Source organism: Pseudomonas sp. 57B-090624, from assembly GCF_003234055.1.
GTDB lineage: Bacteria > Pseudomonadota > Gammaproteobacteria > Pseudomonadales > Pseudomonadaceae > Metapseudomonas > Metapseudomonas tohonis.
In genome coordinates this window covers 42207-56880 of sequence record NZ_QKRU01000007.1, presented here as the reverse complement: position 1 = coordinate 56880, position 14674 = coordinate 42207, and the positions used below count along the sequence as shown (strand labels likewise).

The window sequence follows — 14674 nt, the reverse complement described above, 5'->3', positions numbered from 1 at the left end:
GCGCACCCGCCACCCGAGCCCAGGAGTACTGCGATGAACGAGCAAGAACGCCTCGAACTCGAAGCCGCCGCCTTCCGCCAACTGGTCCAGCACCTGCGCAGCCGCCCGGACGTGCAGAACATCGACCTGATGAACCTCGCCGGCTTCTGCCGCAACTGCCTGTCCAAGTGGTACAAGGCCGCCGCCGACGACCTCGGCGTCGAGGTCACTCCCGACCAGGCCCGCGAAGAGGTCTACGGCATGCCTTATGCCGACTGGAAGGCCAAGTACCAGAAAGAAGCCAGTGCCGAGCAGCAAGCGGCCTTCAACAAAGCGAACAAAGAATGACCCTGATCGATTTCCGCGCCCGCCTGCGCAGCGGCCAGCATGCCTTCGCCGACACCCTGGCGTTCATCGCCGCCGGCTACGACTACCAACCCACCGCCTTCGCCAACGGCAAGGTGGAAAACGCCGCCGGGCAGAACGAGGGCTCCTGCAAGACCCTCGGCCTGGCCCTGCTCGAAGGCCTGGGCCTGGACGAGGCGCTGCTGGCCTTCGGCGAGCACTACCGCGCCGTGCTGGCCACGCCGCAGGGCAGCGACCACGGCAACATCCGCGCCCTCATGGAAACCGGCCTGGCCGGTGTTCGCTTCGACGGCGAGCCGCTCAAGCGCAAGGCCTGAGGCGGTGCCGGGCAGCGCTCCGGGCGCTGCTCATCTGTCAGAGAAAGCTGACAGACGTCACAAAGGGAACAACGTATTCTGCGCGACGTATCGGGAACACCAGGGACGGTGTCCTACGCATATACGCCCGTTGTGCGTTCCCCTTCCCGTGCAGTTTCGGAGTCGCATGGATGCAACAGACCCTCGTGTGGAAACCCTGGACCAACCCCGGCATCGAGAACCTGCGCCTGCATGTCGACAGCGCCGGCATCCACGCCAGCAGCCACCTCATGCTCAGTGCCGGCGGGCAGAGCTTCGCCGCCACCTACGTGCTCGACTACGACCCCTGCTGGCGCTTTCGCAGCCTGTGGATAAAGGTCGACAACCACGGCCAGGCCAGCCTGCGCCTGCAGCGCGACATCCGTGGCCAGTGGCGCCTGGACGGCCAGCCGCGCGGCGACCTCGACGCCTGCCAGCAGGTGATGCTCTCCGCCAGCCCCTTCACCCACACGCCGATCCTGCAGCGCAGCGCCCTCGAATGCGGCCAGAGCGAGGAGATGCAGATCGTCTTCATCGACCTGCCCAGCCTCGCCGTGCAGGCTCGCAGCCAGCGCTACCAATGCCTGCGCCGGCAAGCGGAACAGACCCTCTACCGTTGCGAACCCCAGGGCCGACGCAGCACAGAACTTGCCCTCGACCCCAACGGCCTGGTGCTCAAGGCCAGCGACCAGTTCCTGCGCATCAGCGCCCGCACCCTGAGCCTGGACGAATTGCCCATCAGCACCCTGGTGTGAATCGCGCGCCATGAAAAAGCCCCGCCGAAGCGGGGCCTTTTGTTCACGAGGATGACGTGCACCGCAGGTTGGCGCCGAGCGCAGCGAGGCCCAACACCTGGACAGTCACACTCCTCGGACCTCGTCGAGGTAGCGCTCCGCATCCAGTGCCGCCATGCACCCGGCACCGGCCGAGGTGATGGCCTGGCGGTAGACGTGATCGGCCACGTCGCCCGCCGCGAACACGCCGGGGATGTTGGTGGCGGTGGCATTGCCATCGCGGCCGCCGTTGACCACCAGGTAGCCGTCGCGCAGGGCCAGCTGACCCTCGAACAGCGAGGTGTTGGGCGTATGGCCGATGGCGACGAACAGGCCATCCACCTTGAGCTCGTCGGCACTGCCGTCGTTGTGGCGCAGGCGCACGCCGGTGACGCCCATGTCATCGCCCAGCACTTCTTCCACCTGGGCGTTGAGCTTGAGCACGATGCGGCCTTCGGCGATGCGCGCCGTGAGCTTGTCCTGCAGGATCTTCTCGGCACGGAAGGTCTCGCGGCGATGCACCAGGGTCACCTTGCTGGCGATGTTGGCCAGGTACAGCGCCTCCTCCACGGCGGTATTGCCACCGCCCACCACCGCCACTTCGCGGTTGCGGTAGAAGAAGCCGTCGCAGGTGGCACAGGCGGACACGCCCTTGCCCATGAAGCGCTCCTCCGACGACAGCCCCAGGTAGCGGGCGCTGGCACCGGTGGCGATGATAAGCGCGTCACAGGTGTAGGTGCCGCTGTCACCGCGCAGGGTGAAGGGCTTGCCGGCCAGGTCCACGGCATTGATGTGGTCGAAGACGATCTCGGTCTCGAAACGCTCGGCGTGCGCCTGCATGCGCTGCATCAGCGCCGGGCCGGTGAGGCCATGGGGGTCGCCGGGCCAGTTGTCGACTTCGGTGGTGGTGGTCAGCTGGCCGCCGGCCTGCATGCCGGTGATCAGCAGCGGCCTGAGGTTGGCACGCGCGGCATAGACGGCCGCGCTGTAACCGGCGGGGCCGGAGCCGAGGATGATGACCCGGGAATGGCGCGTGGCGGACATGGCTGACACCTCGTGAAATAAAAGGAGATCGCTGCGGGCACTTGGGGAAGGCTTTCAGGAATGCAGCGATCTCGCGAACCGGTGGGGCGGGCCTGGCGACTGCCGGAGCCCCGAAATTGCTGGCAAGGCTACCGAGCGCCCCCGGGGCCGGGAAATGTGTATTCCTTATCCCGACCATAGGGCCGTCCTATCGCTCGGTGGGAAGCGCGACGCAGCCGCTTTTACCGGTCACGCAAAGCCGGTAAGGTCGCGCCATGTCCACCCTCTGGAGCCCTCGATGCCCGCCCCCGCCCTGTCCGGCCCGCAATACCTCGGCGAAGGCCTGAAACTCATCCTCAGCCCAGGCCTGCGCCTGTTCGTACTGCTGCCGCTGACGCTCAACCTGGTCCTGTTCATCGCCCTGATCGGCTTCGCCATGCAGCAGTTCAGCGGCTGGGTCGATGCCTTCATGCCCAGCCTGCCGAGTTGGGCGAGCTTCCTCGAATACCTGATCTGGCCGCTGTTCGTGATCCTGGTACTGCTGATGGTGTTCTTCAGCTTCACCATGATCGCCAACATCATCGCCGCGCCGTTCAACGGCTTCCTCGCCGAGAAGGTGGAAGTGGTGGTGCGCGGCCAGGATGATTTCCCCCCCTTCAGCTGGGCCGAACTCACCGCCATGGTGCCGCGCACCGTGGGCCGCGAACTGCGCAAGCTGGGCTACTTCCTGCCACGGGCCATCGGCCTGCTGATCCTCAGCTTCATTCCCGGGGTGAACCTGGTGGCGACGCCGCTGTGGTTCCTCTTCGGCGTGTGGATGATGGCGGTGCAGTACATCGACTACCCGGCGGACAACCACAAGCTGGGCTGGAACGAGATGCTCGCCTGGCTGCGCGAGAAGCGCTGGCAGAGCCTGGGCTTCGGCGGCTCGGTGTACCTGGCGCTGCTGATCCCCTTCGTCAACATCGTGATGATGCCCGCCGCCGTCGCCGGGGCCACGCTTTTCTGGGTCCGTGAAGGCGGCGAGAAGGCCCTGCCGCAGGCCTGAACCACCCTGCCCCGGCCGCTCGCGCCGGGGCTGTCACCCAGCCGTCATACAAATTTCACACTGGCTACATGGCGCTGATCGACACTGCATCCATGAGCCTGCTGCCCCTGAACATCTCGCTGATCAGCGAAACCTTCCTGCCGGAGATCAACGGCGTCGCCAACACCCTGGCGCGCCTGTGCGACGGCTTGCGCGCCCGTGGCCACCGCCTGCAACTGGTGCGCCCGCGCCAGGCCTGCGACCAGGGGGTCAAGAGCAGCGACGAGCTGCTGCTGGTGCGCGGCTGGCCGCTGCCCGGCTACCCCGGCCTGCAATGGGGCCAGTCGAGCCTGCACAAGCTGGTCGCGCGCTGGAAGCGCAAGCGGCCGGACGTGCTCTACATCGCCACCGAAGGCCCGCTCGGCCTCTCCGCCCTGCGCGCCGCGCGGCGCCTGGGCATCCCGGCGATCAGCGGCTTCCACACCAACTTCCAGCAGTACACCGGGCACTACGGCGTCGGCCTGCTGACCCGCCTGATGACCAACTACCTGCGCTGGTTCCACAACGCCTCGCAACTGACCCTGGTGCCCAGCGCCAGCCAGAGCGAAGAACTGCGGCGTCGCGGCTTCGAGCGCCTGGCGCTGCTCTCGCGCGGCGTCGACGGCCAGTTGTTCAACCCGGCCCGGCGCTGCGCCGCGCTGCGTGAATCCTGGGGCCTGGGGCCGGACGACATCGCCGTGCTGCACGTCGGCCGCCTGGCGCCGGAGAAGAACCTCAAGTTGCTCGGCCCGACCTTCCGCGCCCTGCAGCAGGCTTATCCACAGAAGACCATGAAGCTGATACTGGTGGGCGACGGGCCGCAGCGCGCGCAACTCCAGGCGGAACTGCCGGACGCCCTGTTCCGTGGCCTGCAACGGGGCGAGGAGCTGGCCAGGCATTACGCCTCCAGCGACCTGTTCCTGTTCCCCAGCCTCTCCGAGACCTTCGGCAACGTGGTGCTCGAGGCCCTCGCCTCGGGGCTCGGCGTGGTGGCCTTCGACCAGGCCGCGGCGGCGCAGCACATCCGCCACGGGCACAACGGCGCACTGGCGATGCCGGACGAGCCGGTGACCTTCAGCGATGCCGCCTGCTGGCTGCTGGAAGACAGCGAGACCCTGCGCCGGGTGCGCCTGAACGCACGCCAGCATGCGGGCCGCCAGGGCTGGGAGGCGATCATCCAGCAGTTCGAACAGCACCTGCACAGCGTCCACCAGGCACTGCCCGAGCCCCAGCCGGCGCCGGGGCTGGACCGCCTGCAGCGCTGATCAGCCGAAGGGCCGGGGTGGGGCGGCGAAGGCCAGGCTCAGGGCGCCCTTGCCCAGGTTGATGGCCCCGGTGGGGCTGAGCATCGCCACCTGCAGGTTCACCTCGCGCTGGGCGCAGGTCGCCTCCAGCTGGGCGAACCCCGGCAGGTCGCGCACCACCGACAAATCCCCCGCGTAACTCAGGCACAGCTGCGGCGCCAGCAGCTCGCCCGCCAGCACCTGGGCGGTAGCGTGGGCCAGCAGTTTCTCCGCCGCGCGCTCGAAGCTCGGCGCCAGCGAAACGGGCTTGTCCTCGCCCTGCTGCACGCTGATCACCGGTTTCACATCCAGCAGCGAGCCCAGCCCCAGGGCCGCGCCGCGCATGCGGTCGAGCAGGCCGCCGCGCTCGCCCTTCTGGAAGCCGCGCCGACGCAGGTGGCCGAGGTCGTCGGCGATGAGGAAGGTGCAGACGCTTTCCGACAACTGTTCCAGGCGCGCACGCACGGCGCTCGGGTGGGCGCCGCCGGCGATCAGCCGGGCCGCCTCTGCAGCGAGCACGGCGCTGCCGGCGAACATGCTGCGGCCATCCACCACGCGCATGGCGAAGGGGCTGTTGAGGCCGGCCTCGGCACGGCGCTCGCGGTAATGCTGGAGCAGGCCGAAGGAGGCCTGGGTGGCGTGCTCGAAGATCGGGCTGCGCAGGCTGGAGATGGTCAGGCAGATGACATGGTCGTAGGCGGTCACCAGCTCTTCGAGGAACCACTGCTGCATCTCCGCCACCGACAGCGCGTCGCTGTGGTCCCCGGGGGCGACGCCGGCCAGCTGCTCGGCATAGAACTGCCGCGTGGCTTCCGGCACGCGACGGTCCACCAGGGCGTCTCGCCCCAGGTGGATACGGATCGGCAGCACACGGATGCCGTGGGCGGCGAGGAATTCCTGAGGCAGGTCACAAGTGGCATCCACTACCAGTCCAGTGCGCATGACGACTACTCCTTCGGCCGGTGAACCGGCGCTTGTTGTGATGTTCGCGACCATGCGCCTTCCACCCGGCCAAGTCAGCCCAACCGATTGAGGGTTCGACGGCATATCGCGAGGCATAAAAAAGCCCCGCACGAGACGGGGCTGGAAATGGGTGCGCCGGCCAGGCCGGCGCACCGGGGGTCATGCTCAGACCAGGCTGGTCAGGGCGTCGCGGCTGAACGGCAGGATGTCCTGCATGCGGCCTTCGCGGACCTTGGTCGCCCAGTCCGGGTCCACCAGCAGGGCGCGGCCCACGGCCACCAGGTCGAACTCCTCCTTGTTCAGGCGTTCCAGCAGGCCTTCGATGTTGGCCGGCTGGGCGACCTTGTCGGTCTTGACCATGAACTGCAGGAACTCGCCATCCAGGCCGACGCTGCCGACGGTGATGGTGGGCTTGCCGGTGAGCTTGCGGGTCCAGCCGGCCAGGTTGAGGTCGGAGCCGTCGAATTCCGGCTCCCAGAAGCGGCGGGTGGAGCAGTGGAAGATGTCCACGCCGGCCTCGGACAGCGGTTTGAGGAAGCCTTCCAGCTCCTCGGCGGTCTGCACCAGGCGGGCGGTGTAGTCCTGCTGCTTCCACTGGGAGAAGCGGAAGATGATCGGGTAGTCGGGGCCGACGGCCTCGCGCACGGCCTTGATCACTTCGATGGCGAAGCGCGAGCGGTTGGCCAGGCTGCCGCCGTAGCCGTCGGTGCGCTGGTTGGTGCCTTCCCAGAAGAACTGGTCGATCAGGTAGCCGTGGGCGCCGTGCAGCTCCACGCCGTCCATGCCGATGGCCTTGGCGTCACGGGCGGCCTGGGCGTAGGCGGCGACGACGTCATCGATGTCCTGCTGGGTCATGCCGTGGACCACCACCTGGCCGTCCTTGAGCTTCTCGCTGGGGCCGTAGCCGGGGACGCTGGCGTCCGGCTCGGTGCCCAGGCGGCGCACGTTGCCCACGTGCCACAGCTGCGGGACGATCTTGCCGCCTTCGGCGTGCACGGCATCGACCACCTGCTTCCAGCCGGCCAGGGCGTCCTCGCCGTAGAAACGCGGCACGTGGGGGTAACCATTGGCGGCCTGGTGGCCGATGGTGGTGCCTTCGGTGACGATCAGGCCGACGCCGGCCGCGGCACGGCGGCGGTAGTACTCGACCACCTGCTCGGTGGGCACGCCGCCCGGGGAGAAGGAGCGGGTCATGGGCGCCATCACCACGCGGGTCGGCAGCTCCAGGGCGCCGAGGCGGAAGGGGGCGAACAGGGCGTCTACGGATGCGGTCATCGGGGTCTCCTGATTCCGGCCAAGTGACCGGTCGTCTCGTTTAAGGGCTTTTTAGGGGGTCACACCCGCAGCAGGCGCTGCAGGCGGGTCATGAAATCGAACAGCGGCCGGGCACCGGCGCCGACCTTGAGGCGGGTGAGCACGCCCTGCCAGGCGTTGGCGATGAAGCCGGCGAGGTTGGCGCAGTCCTCGTCCTCCGGCAGCTCGCCGGCACGCTGGGCCTCTTCCAGGCAGGCCTGGAGGATGTCCGCCGAGCGCTGCAGGATGGCGTCCACCTGGGCGCCGATGGCCGGCGACAGTTCGGCCATCTCGAAGCTCAGGCTGCCGATGAAGCAGTGGTATTCCAGCTTCTCGTGGCGGGTGAAGTGGCTGACCAGTTCACCGTAGTAGTCGAGCACTCGCTGGCACGGGCTCTTCGCCGGATCGGACAGGGCCTGGGCATAGCGCTCCAGGCGCGGCGAGTAGAGGTAGTCCAGTGCCTGCAGGGCGAAATCTTCCTTGCTGGCGAAGTAATGGTAGAAGGACCCCTTGGGAATCCCCGCCGCCTGGACGATCTCCTGCACACCGGTGCCGTGATAGCCCGAGCGGGTCATCACGCCGGTGCCCTTGGCCAGGATCAGGTCACGCTTGTCGAGTCGGATGCTGTTCATGGCGCCGAGCATATGACCGGTCGTCTCGCTCGGCACAGCACTATTGATCAGGGTGATTTTGGGTCAGAAAGCAGGCGCGCCTTACCCAGCGGTAATGGCCTGTGGTGAAGGTAAGGGCTGTGTGGGCGTCGTAGGTTGGCGCCGAGGGCAGCGAGGCCCAACGCAGCGATGTTCGGCCCCGCTGCGAGCCCCCTGTGGGAGTGGCTTCAGCCGCGAAAGCCCCGTCGCCGGCACCTGGCTGCGAGCGACTGGGGGCTCCATCGCGAATGAATTGGCTCTGTCTGCGTTAGCTGTTGTGGCTTTAATGCAAGCCCTCAAGCACGGCTCTTTCCGGGCACCCAAGGGTTCGTGCCACCGCCACCGCATGGGTTTCGCTTCGCTCTACACCATCCTACGAAAGCCCGTGCGCACCACATGGCGATGCGCTGGACGAAGAAGTTGGAGCAGCCGCCAACGCCCCTCCAGGAGGCCGAACGCAGTCGTTGCGCCGGGGGACGAGCGGCATGGATGCCGCGAGAGGCGCGCCAGGCCATGGATGGCCCATAGCGCCGGCCCCCAGACGACGCTTGCGGCGAACGCACTTCAGTGCGGCCCGAAGGGCGAGCGTAGCGAGTAACGGCGATGGAGTGAGGGAACCCCGGCGAAGCCGGGGCCGGATGATGGGGCAAGCCCTTTTGGTTTCTTTTGGGTGGTTCGGCACCCCGACGACTGCCAAAAGAGACTCGCCCGGGGGGGCGAAACTAGAAACATCATCAGAGCTCGGCAATCAGCTGGGCTCAAATCCTCTAGCAACACTTAACGCAGACAGAGCCAATGAATTCGCTCCCACGGAATGTGCCTCCCAATCACGACTCATGTAGGGGCGACTTCAGGCCGTAGGGCGGGTGAAACCCGCGAAGGGTGGGTGCGACGTTGTCGGGTTGCACCCGACCAACAATCCCCACCACGGCCCATGTAGGGGCGACTTCAGTCGCCAAGCAGGCCGCAGGGCTGCCACCACGGGGCTTCCCGGTGGCCTCGCCTGGTGGATGAAAAAGCGCCATCCACCCTACACCGGTACCGCCGTCGAGCAGGGGGAACGACTCAGCCCAGCGCCTTCTCGATGGCCAGCACCAGCGCGGGATCATCCGGGGCGGTACGCGGAGAGAAGCGTGCCAGCACGCGGCCGTCCTGCCCGACGAGGAACTTCTCGAAGTTCCAGGTGATGTCGCCGGGGAACTCGGCGCCCTCTCCCGCCAGCAGGCGATACAGCGGATGACGTCCCGGCCCGTTGACCTCCAGCTTGCTGCCCAGCGGGAAGCTGACGCCGTAGTTGAGGCTGCAGAACTCGCGGATCTCGTCCTCGCTGCCCGGCTCCTGGCCGGCGAACTGGTTGCAGGGCAGGCCGAGCACGGTGAAGCCCTTGTCGCGGTACTGCTGCTGGAGCTTTTCCAGCCCGGCGTATTGCGGTGTCAGCCCGCACTTGGAGGCTACGTTGACCACCAGAACCACTTGCCCCTTGTAGGGCGCCAGAGGCAGCTCCTGACCGTCGAGGGCGCGCAGGTTGAGGTCGTGGAATGCACTCATGACAAACTCCTGGATCGTCGCAAGGGGAACAACGCAGCGGGACAAAAAAGGCGCCCGTAGGCGCCTTTTCGGTTGATCAGAGCTTAGCAGCCCAATGGCGACAGAGCGTTGCCGCAAGTCGCCTGGCCGCTCGCCGATCAGTGGTGGTGACCACCTTCGCCATGGATGTGGCCGTGGGCGATCTCTTCGGCGTTGGCTTCACGCACGTTGACCACTTTCACGTCGAAGTTCAGGCGCTGGCCGGCCAGCGGGTGGTTGCCGTCCACGGTCACGTCGTCGCCGTCGATGTCGCGGATGGTGACGATCTGCATGCCGCCGTCCGGGCCGGAGGCGTGGAACTGCATGCCGACTTCCAGTTGATCGACGCCTTCGAACATGGCGCGGCTGAGGGTGGCGACCAGCTCGGCGCTGTATTCGCCGTAGGCTTCCTCGGGCTCGATGGCGACCTTGATCGCATCACCGGCCTGCTTGCCTTCCAGGGCCTTTTCCAGGCCGACGATGATGTTGCCGGAACCGTGCAGGTACACCAGCGGCGCGCCGCCAGCGGAGCTGTCGATGACCTCACCGGCGTCGTTGGTGAGCGTATAGTCGATGGAGACAGCCTTGTTGGCGGCGATCAGCATGGTGCGAGACCTTTTGGAGAAGATTGAAGAACGTGCAAGTCTAACTGCCAAGTCGGCCGATTGCGACCCGAAGGATGACGGACGGATCGTACGCTTGCTTGACTTCCGCCAGGATGACGACGGCCATTGGGTGGCAGTCTTGTCCTGCGGCCACACCCAGCACCTGCGCCACCAGCCGCCCTGGCAATCACGTGCCTGGGTGCTGGACCCGGCACAGCGCGAAGCACGGCGCGGCCAGCCTTTTTCCTGTGGCTGGTGCGCCCGTGGCGCGGCCCCCGAAACTACCAAGGAGCAATGATGCCCTCACGCAACATTCTGGTGATCAACTGTGGCAGCTCGTCGATCAAGTTCGCCCTGGTCAGCGAGGCCCATTCGCAATTCCCCCTGTTCGGCATCGCCGAGCGCCTGGGCAGCCGCGACGCCGAACTGCGCTGGCAGCGCGGCGGCGACAAGGACAGCCTGATGATTCCCAACGGGGACTACCGCGTCGCCCTCTCGCAGTTGCTCCCCCTGGTGCAGGCGGCCACCGGCGGCAAGCTGCACGGCATCGGCCACCGCGTGGTGCACGGCGGCGAACGCTTCACCTCGGCGCACCGCCTGGACCAGGAGGTGATCGCCGCGATCCGCGCCATCGCCCCCCTCGCCCCGCTGCACAACCCGGCGGCGCTGCAGGGCATCGAGGCGGCCATGAGCGTCTACCCGCAATTGCCCCAGGTGGCGGTGTTCGACACGTCCTTCCATCAAAGCCTGCCCGAGCACGCCTACCGCTACGCCGTGCCGGAGCACCTCTACCGCGACCACGGCGTGCGCCGCTACGGTTTCCATGGCACCAGCCACCGCTACGTCAGCCACCGCGCGGCGGAGATCGCCGGGCTGTCCATCGGCGACAGCAGCTGGCTCTCGGCGCACCTGGGCAACGGCTGCTCCACCTGCGCCATCGTCGACGGCCAGAGCCGCGACACCAGCATGGGCCTGACGCCCCTCGAAGGCCTGGCGATGGGCACCCGCAGCGGCGACATCGACCCCAACCTGCACAGCCACCTGGCCAGCACCCTGGGCTGGAGCCTCGAAGAGATCACCCGCGTGCTCAACAGCGAGAGCGGCCTCAAGGGGCTGTCCGGGCTCTCCAACGACATGCGTGCCCTGGAACAGGCCCGCGAGCAGGGCCACCCCGGCGCCACCCTGGCCATCGAGGTGTTCTGCTACCGCCTGGCCAAGAGCCTCGCGGCCATGAGCTGCGCCCTGCCCCAGCTGGACGGTCTGATCTTCACCGGCGGCATCGGCGAGAACTCGCCGCTGATCCGCAGCAAGACGGTGACGCACCTGAAGCTCTTCGACCTGGCCATCGACAAGGAAGCCAACGCCCGCTGCATCCGTGGCATCGCCGGCCCGATCCACAAATACGGTCATACGCGCATCCTCGTGGTCCCGACCAACGAGGAGCGGCAGATCGCCCTCGACACCCTCGCCCTGCTCAACTAAGGCGGCTCCATGCATACATTCTTCATCGCCCCCACCGGTTTCGGCGTCGGCCTCACCTCCATCAGCCTGGGCCTGGTGCGTGCCCTGGAACTGGCCGGCCTCAAGGTCGGCTTCTACAAACCCATCGCCCAGCCCCACCCGGGCGATCGCGGGCCCGAGCGCTCCAGCGAGCTGATCGCCCGCACCCACGGCCTCACCCCGCCCAAGGCGCTGGAGCTGTCCCAGGTCGAGCGCATGCTCGGCGACGGCCAGCTCGACGAGCTGCTGGAAGAGATCGTCAGCCGCTACCAGCAGGCCGCCGAGGGCAAGGACGTGGTGATAGTCGAGGGCATGGTGCCCACCCGCCACGCCAGCTACGCCGCACGGGTCAACTTCCACCTGGCCAAGAGCCTCGACGCCGAGGTGATCCTGGTTTCCGCGCCGGAGAACGAGACCATCACCGAGCTCTCCGACCGCATCGAGATCCAGGCCCAGCTGTTCGGCGGGCCGCGTGATCCGAAGGTGCTCGGGGTGATCCTCAACAAGGTGCGCGAGGCCGACTTCGCCGAGCAGATCCGCGAGAACTCCTCGCTCCTGCGCAGCGACGACTTCCGCCTGCTCGGCTGCATCCCCTGGGAAGACGAACTGAACGCCGCACGCACCCGCGATGTGGCCGACCTGCTCGGCGCCCGGGTGATCAACGCCGGCGACTACGACCAGCGCCGCGTGCAGACCATCGTCCTCTGCGCCCGCGCCGTGCCCAACACCGTGCCGCTGCTCAAGCCCGGCGTGCTGGTGGTGACCCCGGGGGACCGCGACGACATCATCCTCGCCGCCAGCCTCGCCGCCATGAACGGCGTGCCCCTGGCCGGCCTGTTGCTGTGCAGCGACTTCCCGCCGGACCCGCGCATCATGGAGCTGTGCCGTGGCGCCCTGCAGGGCGGCCTGCCGGTGCTGGCCGTGGCCACCGGCTCCTACGACACGGCCACCAACCTCAACCGCATGAACAAGGAAATCCCGGTGGACGACCGCGAGCGCGCCGAGAAGGTCACCGCCTTCGTCGCCCGCTTCCTCGACCAGGACTGGCTGCGCGACCGCTGCGGCACCCCGCGCGAGCTGCGCCTCTCGCCCCCGGCCTTCCGCCACCAGTTGGTCAAGCGCGCGCAGCTGGCCGACAAGCGCATCGTCCTGCCCGAGGGCGCCGAACCTCGCACCGTGCAGGCCGCCGCCATCTGCCAGGCCCGGGGCATCGCCCGTTGCGTGCTGCTGGCCAAGCCCGAGGACGTGCAGGCGGTCGCCGTCGCCCAGGGCATCGTCCTGCCCGAGGGGCTGGAGATCCTCGATCCCGACCTGATCCGCCCGCGCTACGTCGAGCCCATGGTCGAGCTGCGCCAGGGCAAGGGCCTCAACGCGCCCATGGCCGCCGCACAGCTGGAGGACAGCGTGGTGCTGGGCACCATGATGCTGGCCCTGGACGAGGTCGACGGCCTGGTCTCCGGCGCCGTGCACACCACCGCCAACACCATCCGCCCGGCCCTGCAGCTGATCAAGACCGCGCCCGGCTACAAGCTGGTGTCCTCGGTGTTCTTCATGCTCCTGCCGGAGCAGGTGGTGGTCTACGGCGACTGCGCGGTGAACCCCGACCCGAGCGCCGCCGAGCTGGCCGAGATCGCCCTGCAGAGCGCCGACTCGGCCGCGGCCTTCGGCATCGAGCCCAAGGTGGCGATGATCAGCTACTCCACCGGCGACTCCGGCAGCGGCGAGGAAGTGGAGAAGGTCCGCGAGGCAACACGCCTGGCCCGTGCCGCGCGCCCCGACCTGCTGATCGACGGCCCGCTGCAGTACGACGCCGCCGCCATCGACAGCGTCGGCCGGCAGAAGGCGCCCAACAGCCCGGTGGCCGGCCGCGCCACGGTGTTCGTGTTCCCCGACCTGAACACCGGCAACACCACCTACAAGGCGGTGCAGCGCAGCGCCCAGGTGATCAGCGTCGGGCCGATGCTGCAGGGCCTGCGCAAACCGGTGAACGACCTCTCCCGTGGCGCCCTGGTGGACGACATCGTCTACACCATCGCCCTGACCGCCATCCAGGCGGCGACCCGCGGCTGAGCACCGCGCCCGGCGGGTGGCCACGCTGCCCGACCGGGTGGTCACCCTTGCCGCTTGCAGTTCAGTGAACAGGCGTTAACCTGTGCCACCACTGGCCCCGCCGCGTGCGCGGCATCCCCTCAACAGGGCGGCAGAGACCGTCCAGGAACGAGGTCCCGACCTTCATGCTGAGCTTTCTTCCCGCCTTCGTTCGCGGCGTACTCGCCTCCCTGCTGCTGGCGCTCAACACCCTGTTCTGGTGCTGGCCGCTGTTCGCCGTCACCCTGCTCAAGCTGATCCTGCCGTTGCGCCCGGCGCGCCTGGCGCTGAACTGGGTGGTGAACTTCATCCACGAAGCCTGGGTGACCTGCAACAAGGGCTGGATGAACCTGGTGCGCGATACCCGCTGGAAGGTGGAGGGCCTCGACGGCCTCGACTACCAGCATTCCTACCTGGTCACCAGCAACCACCAGAGCTGGGTGGACATCCTGGTGTTGCAGTACGTGCTCAACCGCCGCATCCGCCCGCTGAAGTTCTTCCTCAAGCAGGAGTTGATCTGGGTCCCGGTGATCGGCCTGTGCTGGTGGGCGCTGGAATTCCCCTTCATGAAGCGCTACTCCAAGGCCTACCTGGCCAAGCACCCGGAGAAGAAGGGCAAGGACCTGGAAACCACACGGCGCACCTGCGACAAGTTCCGCGACAACCCGGTGGGCATCTTCAACTTCCTCGAAGGCACGCGCTTCACCGAGGGCAAGCACCGCGAACAGGCCTCGCCCTTCAAGTACCTGCTCAAGCCCAAGGCGGGCGGCATCGCCTTCGTCCTCGACGCCATGGGCGAACAGATGCAGGCGCTGCTCAACGTCACCATCCACTACCCGGAAGGCAACCCCAGCTTCTGGACGCTGATGGCCGGCGACATCCCCGAGGTGATCGTGCGCATCCAGGCGATGCCGATTCCCCAGGAATTCATCGGCCGCAGCTACGACCAGGACGAGGCCTACCGCAAGACCTTCCAGCTCTGGGTCAACCAGCTGTGGGAAACCAAGGACGCCGAGCTGGAGCAGCTGCACCGGCAGTTCCCGCCGAGCCGCTGAGGCGCGTCCCGGAATGAGAAAGCCCGCCGATCGGCGGGCTTTCTCGTCGTGGATACGTCTGTTCGATGGTCTCCGCGTTTGCGGGAGTGGCTGGCCATGCGGAGCATCCCGCAACGCCGTCATCCCCGC

At 67.5% G+C, this 14674-nt stretch carries 15 protein-coding genes; 9 read left to right on the top strand and 6 right to left on the bottom strand.

Going from position 1 to position 14674, the window contains the following annotated elements; all coding sequences use genetic code 11:
* Nucleotides 1-33: 33 nt before the first annotated feature.
* From DMX10_RS04870 to DMX10_RS04860, 3 genes are all read left to right on the top strand, one after another.
* On the top strand, nt 34-327 hold the full coding sequence (locus DMX10_RS04870; RefSeq protein ID WP_111260030.1) for a DUF1244 domain-containing protein: 294 nt from the start codon (nt 34-36) through the stop codon (nt 325-327).
* Nucleotides 324-662, top strand: a complete 339-nt coding sequence (locus DMX10_RS04865; RefSeq protein WP_111260029.1) for a HopJ type III effector protein — start codon at nt 324-326, stop codon at nt 660-662. Before DMX10_RS04870 ends, DMX10_RS04865 begins: the two co-directional genes overlap by 4 nt.
* A 170-nt stretch (nt 663-832) precedes the next feature.
* Nucleotides 833-1435: a putative glycolipid-binding domain-containing protein gene (locus tag DMX10_RS04860; protein ID WP_111260028.1), complete on the top strand. Its 603-nt coding sequence runs from the start codon at nt 833-835 to the stop codon at nt 1433-1435.
* A gap of 105 nt (nt 1436-1540) precedes the next feature.
* On the opposite strand, the gene trxB is transcribed toward DMX10_RS04860, so the two are convergent.
* Complete coding sequence (gene trxB / locus DMX10_RS04855; RefSeq protein WP_111260027.1) at nt 1541-2497, bottom strand: thioredoxin-disulfide reductase; 957 nt, start codon at nt 2495-2497, stop codon at nt 1541-1543.
* Between the two features lie 277 nt (nt 2498-2774).
* On the opposite strand from trxB, the gene cysZ reads away from it, so the two are divergent.
* Both cysZ and DMX10_RS04845 read left to right on the top strand, forming a co-directional pair.
* Complete coding sequence (cysZ, locus tag DMX10_RS04850) at nt 2775-3524, top strand: sulfate transporter CysZ (RefSeq protein ID WP_111260026.1); 750 nt, start codon at nt 2775-2777, stop codon at nt 3522-3524.
* Between the two features lie 68 nt (nt 3525-3592).
* Complete coding sequence (locus tag DMX10_RS04845) at nt 3593-4807, top strand: glycosyltransferase family 1 protein (protein ID WP_111260025.1); 1215 nt, start codon at nt 3593-3595, stop codon at nt 4805-4807.
* Here DMX10_RS04845 and DMX10_RS04840 read toward each other — a convergent pair whose 3' ends face one another.
* The 5 genes from DMX10_RS04840 to DMX10_RS04820 all read right to left on the bottom strand — a co-directional run bounded on the left by DMX10_RS04840 (nt 4808) and on the right by DMX10_RS04820 (nt 9902).
* Nucleotides 4808-5767, bottom strand: coding sequence for a DegV family protein (locus DMX10_RS04840; protein WP_111260024.1), 960 nt, complete (start codon nt 5765-5767; stop codon nt 4808-4810).
* A gap of 186 nt (nt 5768-5953) precedes the next feature.
* Nucleotides 5954-7063: an NADH:flavin oxidoreductase gene (locus DMX10_RS04835; protein WP_111260023.1), complete on the bottom strand. Its 1110-nt coding sequence runs from the start codon at nt 7061-7063 to the stop codon at nt 5954-5956.
* A 59-nt stretch (nt 7064-7122) separates the two neighbouring features.
* A complete protein-coding gene (locus DMX10_RS04830; protein WP_178082917.1) occupies nt 7123-7713 on the bottom strand; it encodes a TetR/AcrR family transcriptional regulator in 591 nt (196 codons plus the stop codon).
* A 1083-nt stretch (nt 7714-8796) separates the two neighbouring features.
* On the bottom strand, nt 8797-9279 hold the full coding sequence (locus tag DMX10_RS04825) for a glutathione peroxidase (protein WP_111260021.1): 483 nt from the start codon (nt 9277-9279) through the stop codon (nt 8797-8799).
* 137 nt (nt 9280-9416) lie between these two features.
* Complete coding sequence (locus tag DMX10_RS04820; protein WP_111260020.1) at nt 9417-9902, bottom strand: peptidylprolyl isomerase; 486 nt, start codon at nt 9900-9902, stop codon at nt 9417-9419.
* Between DMX10_RS04820 and DMX10_RS04815 the strand changes: the two genes are divergently transcribed.
* The 4 genes from DMX10_RS04815 to DMX10_RS04800 all read left to right on the top strand — a co-directional run bounded on the left by DMX10_RS04815 (nt 9871) and on the right by DMX10_RS04800 (nt 14545).
* Entirely contained in the window at nt 9871-10200 is a 330-nt protein-coding gene (locus DMX10_RS04815; protein WP_111260100.1) for a DUF3565 domain-containing protein, read from the top strand. The two genes, DMX10_RS04820 and DMX10_RS04815, sit on opposite strands and share 32 nt — an antisense overlap.
* Nucleotides 10200-11384: an acetate kinase gene (locus DMX10_RS04810; protein WP_111260019.1), complete on the top strand. Its 1185-nt coding sequence runs from the start codon at nt 10200-10202 to the stop codon at nt 11382-11384. Before DMX10_RS04815 ends, DMX10_RS04810 begins: the two co-directional genes overlap by 1 nt.
* Before the next feature lie 9 nt (nt 11385-11393).
* The gene (pta, locus tag DMX10_RS04805) at nt 11394-13472 is read left to right on the top strand and encodes a phosphate acetyltransferase (RefSeq protein WP_111260018.1); all 2079 of its coding nucleotides are present in this window, start codon (nt 11394-11396) and stop codon (nt 13470-13472) included.
* 164 nt (nt 13473-13636) lie between these two features.
* The gene (locus DMX10_RS04800; protein ID WP_111260017.1) at nt 13637-14545 is read left to right on the top strand and encodes an acyltransferase; all 909 of its coding nucleotides are present in this window, start codon (nt 13637-13639) and stop codon (nt 14543-14545) included.
* Nucleotides 14546-14674 lie beyond the last annotated feature (129 nt).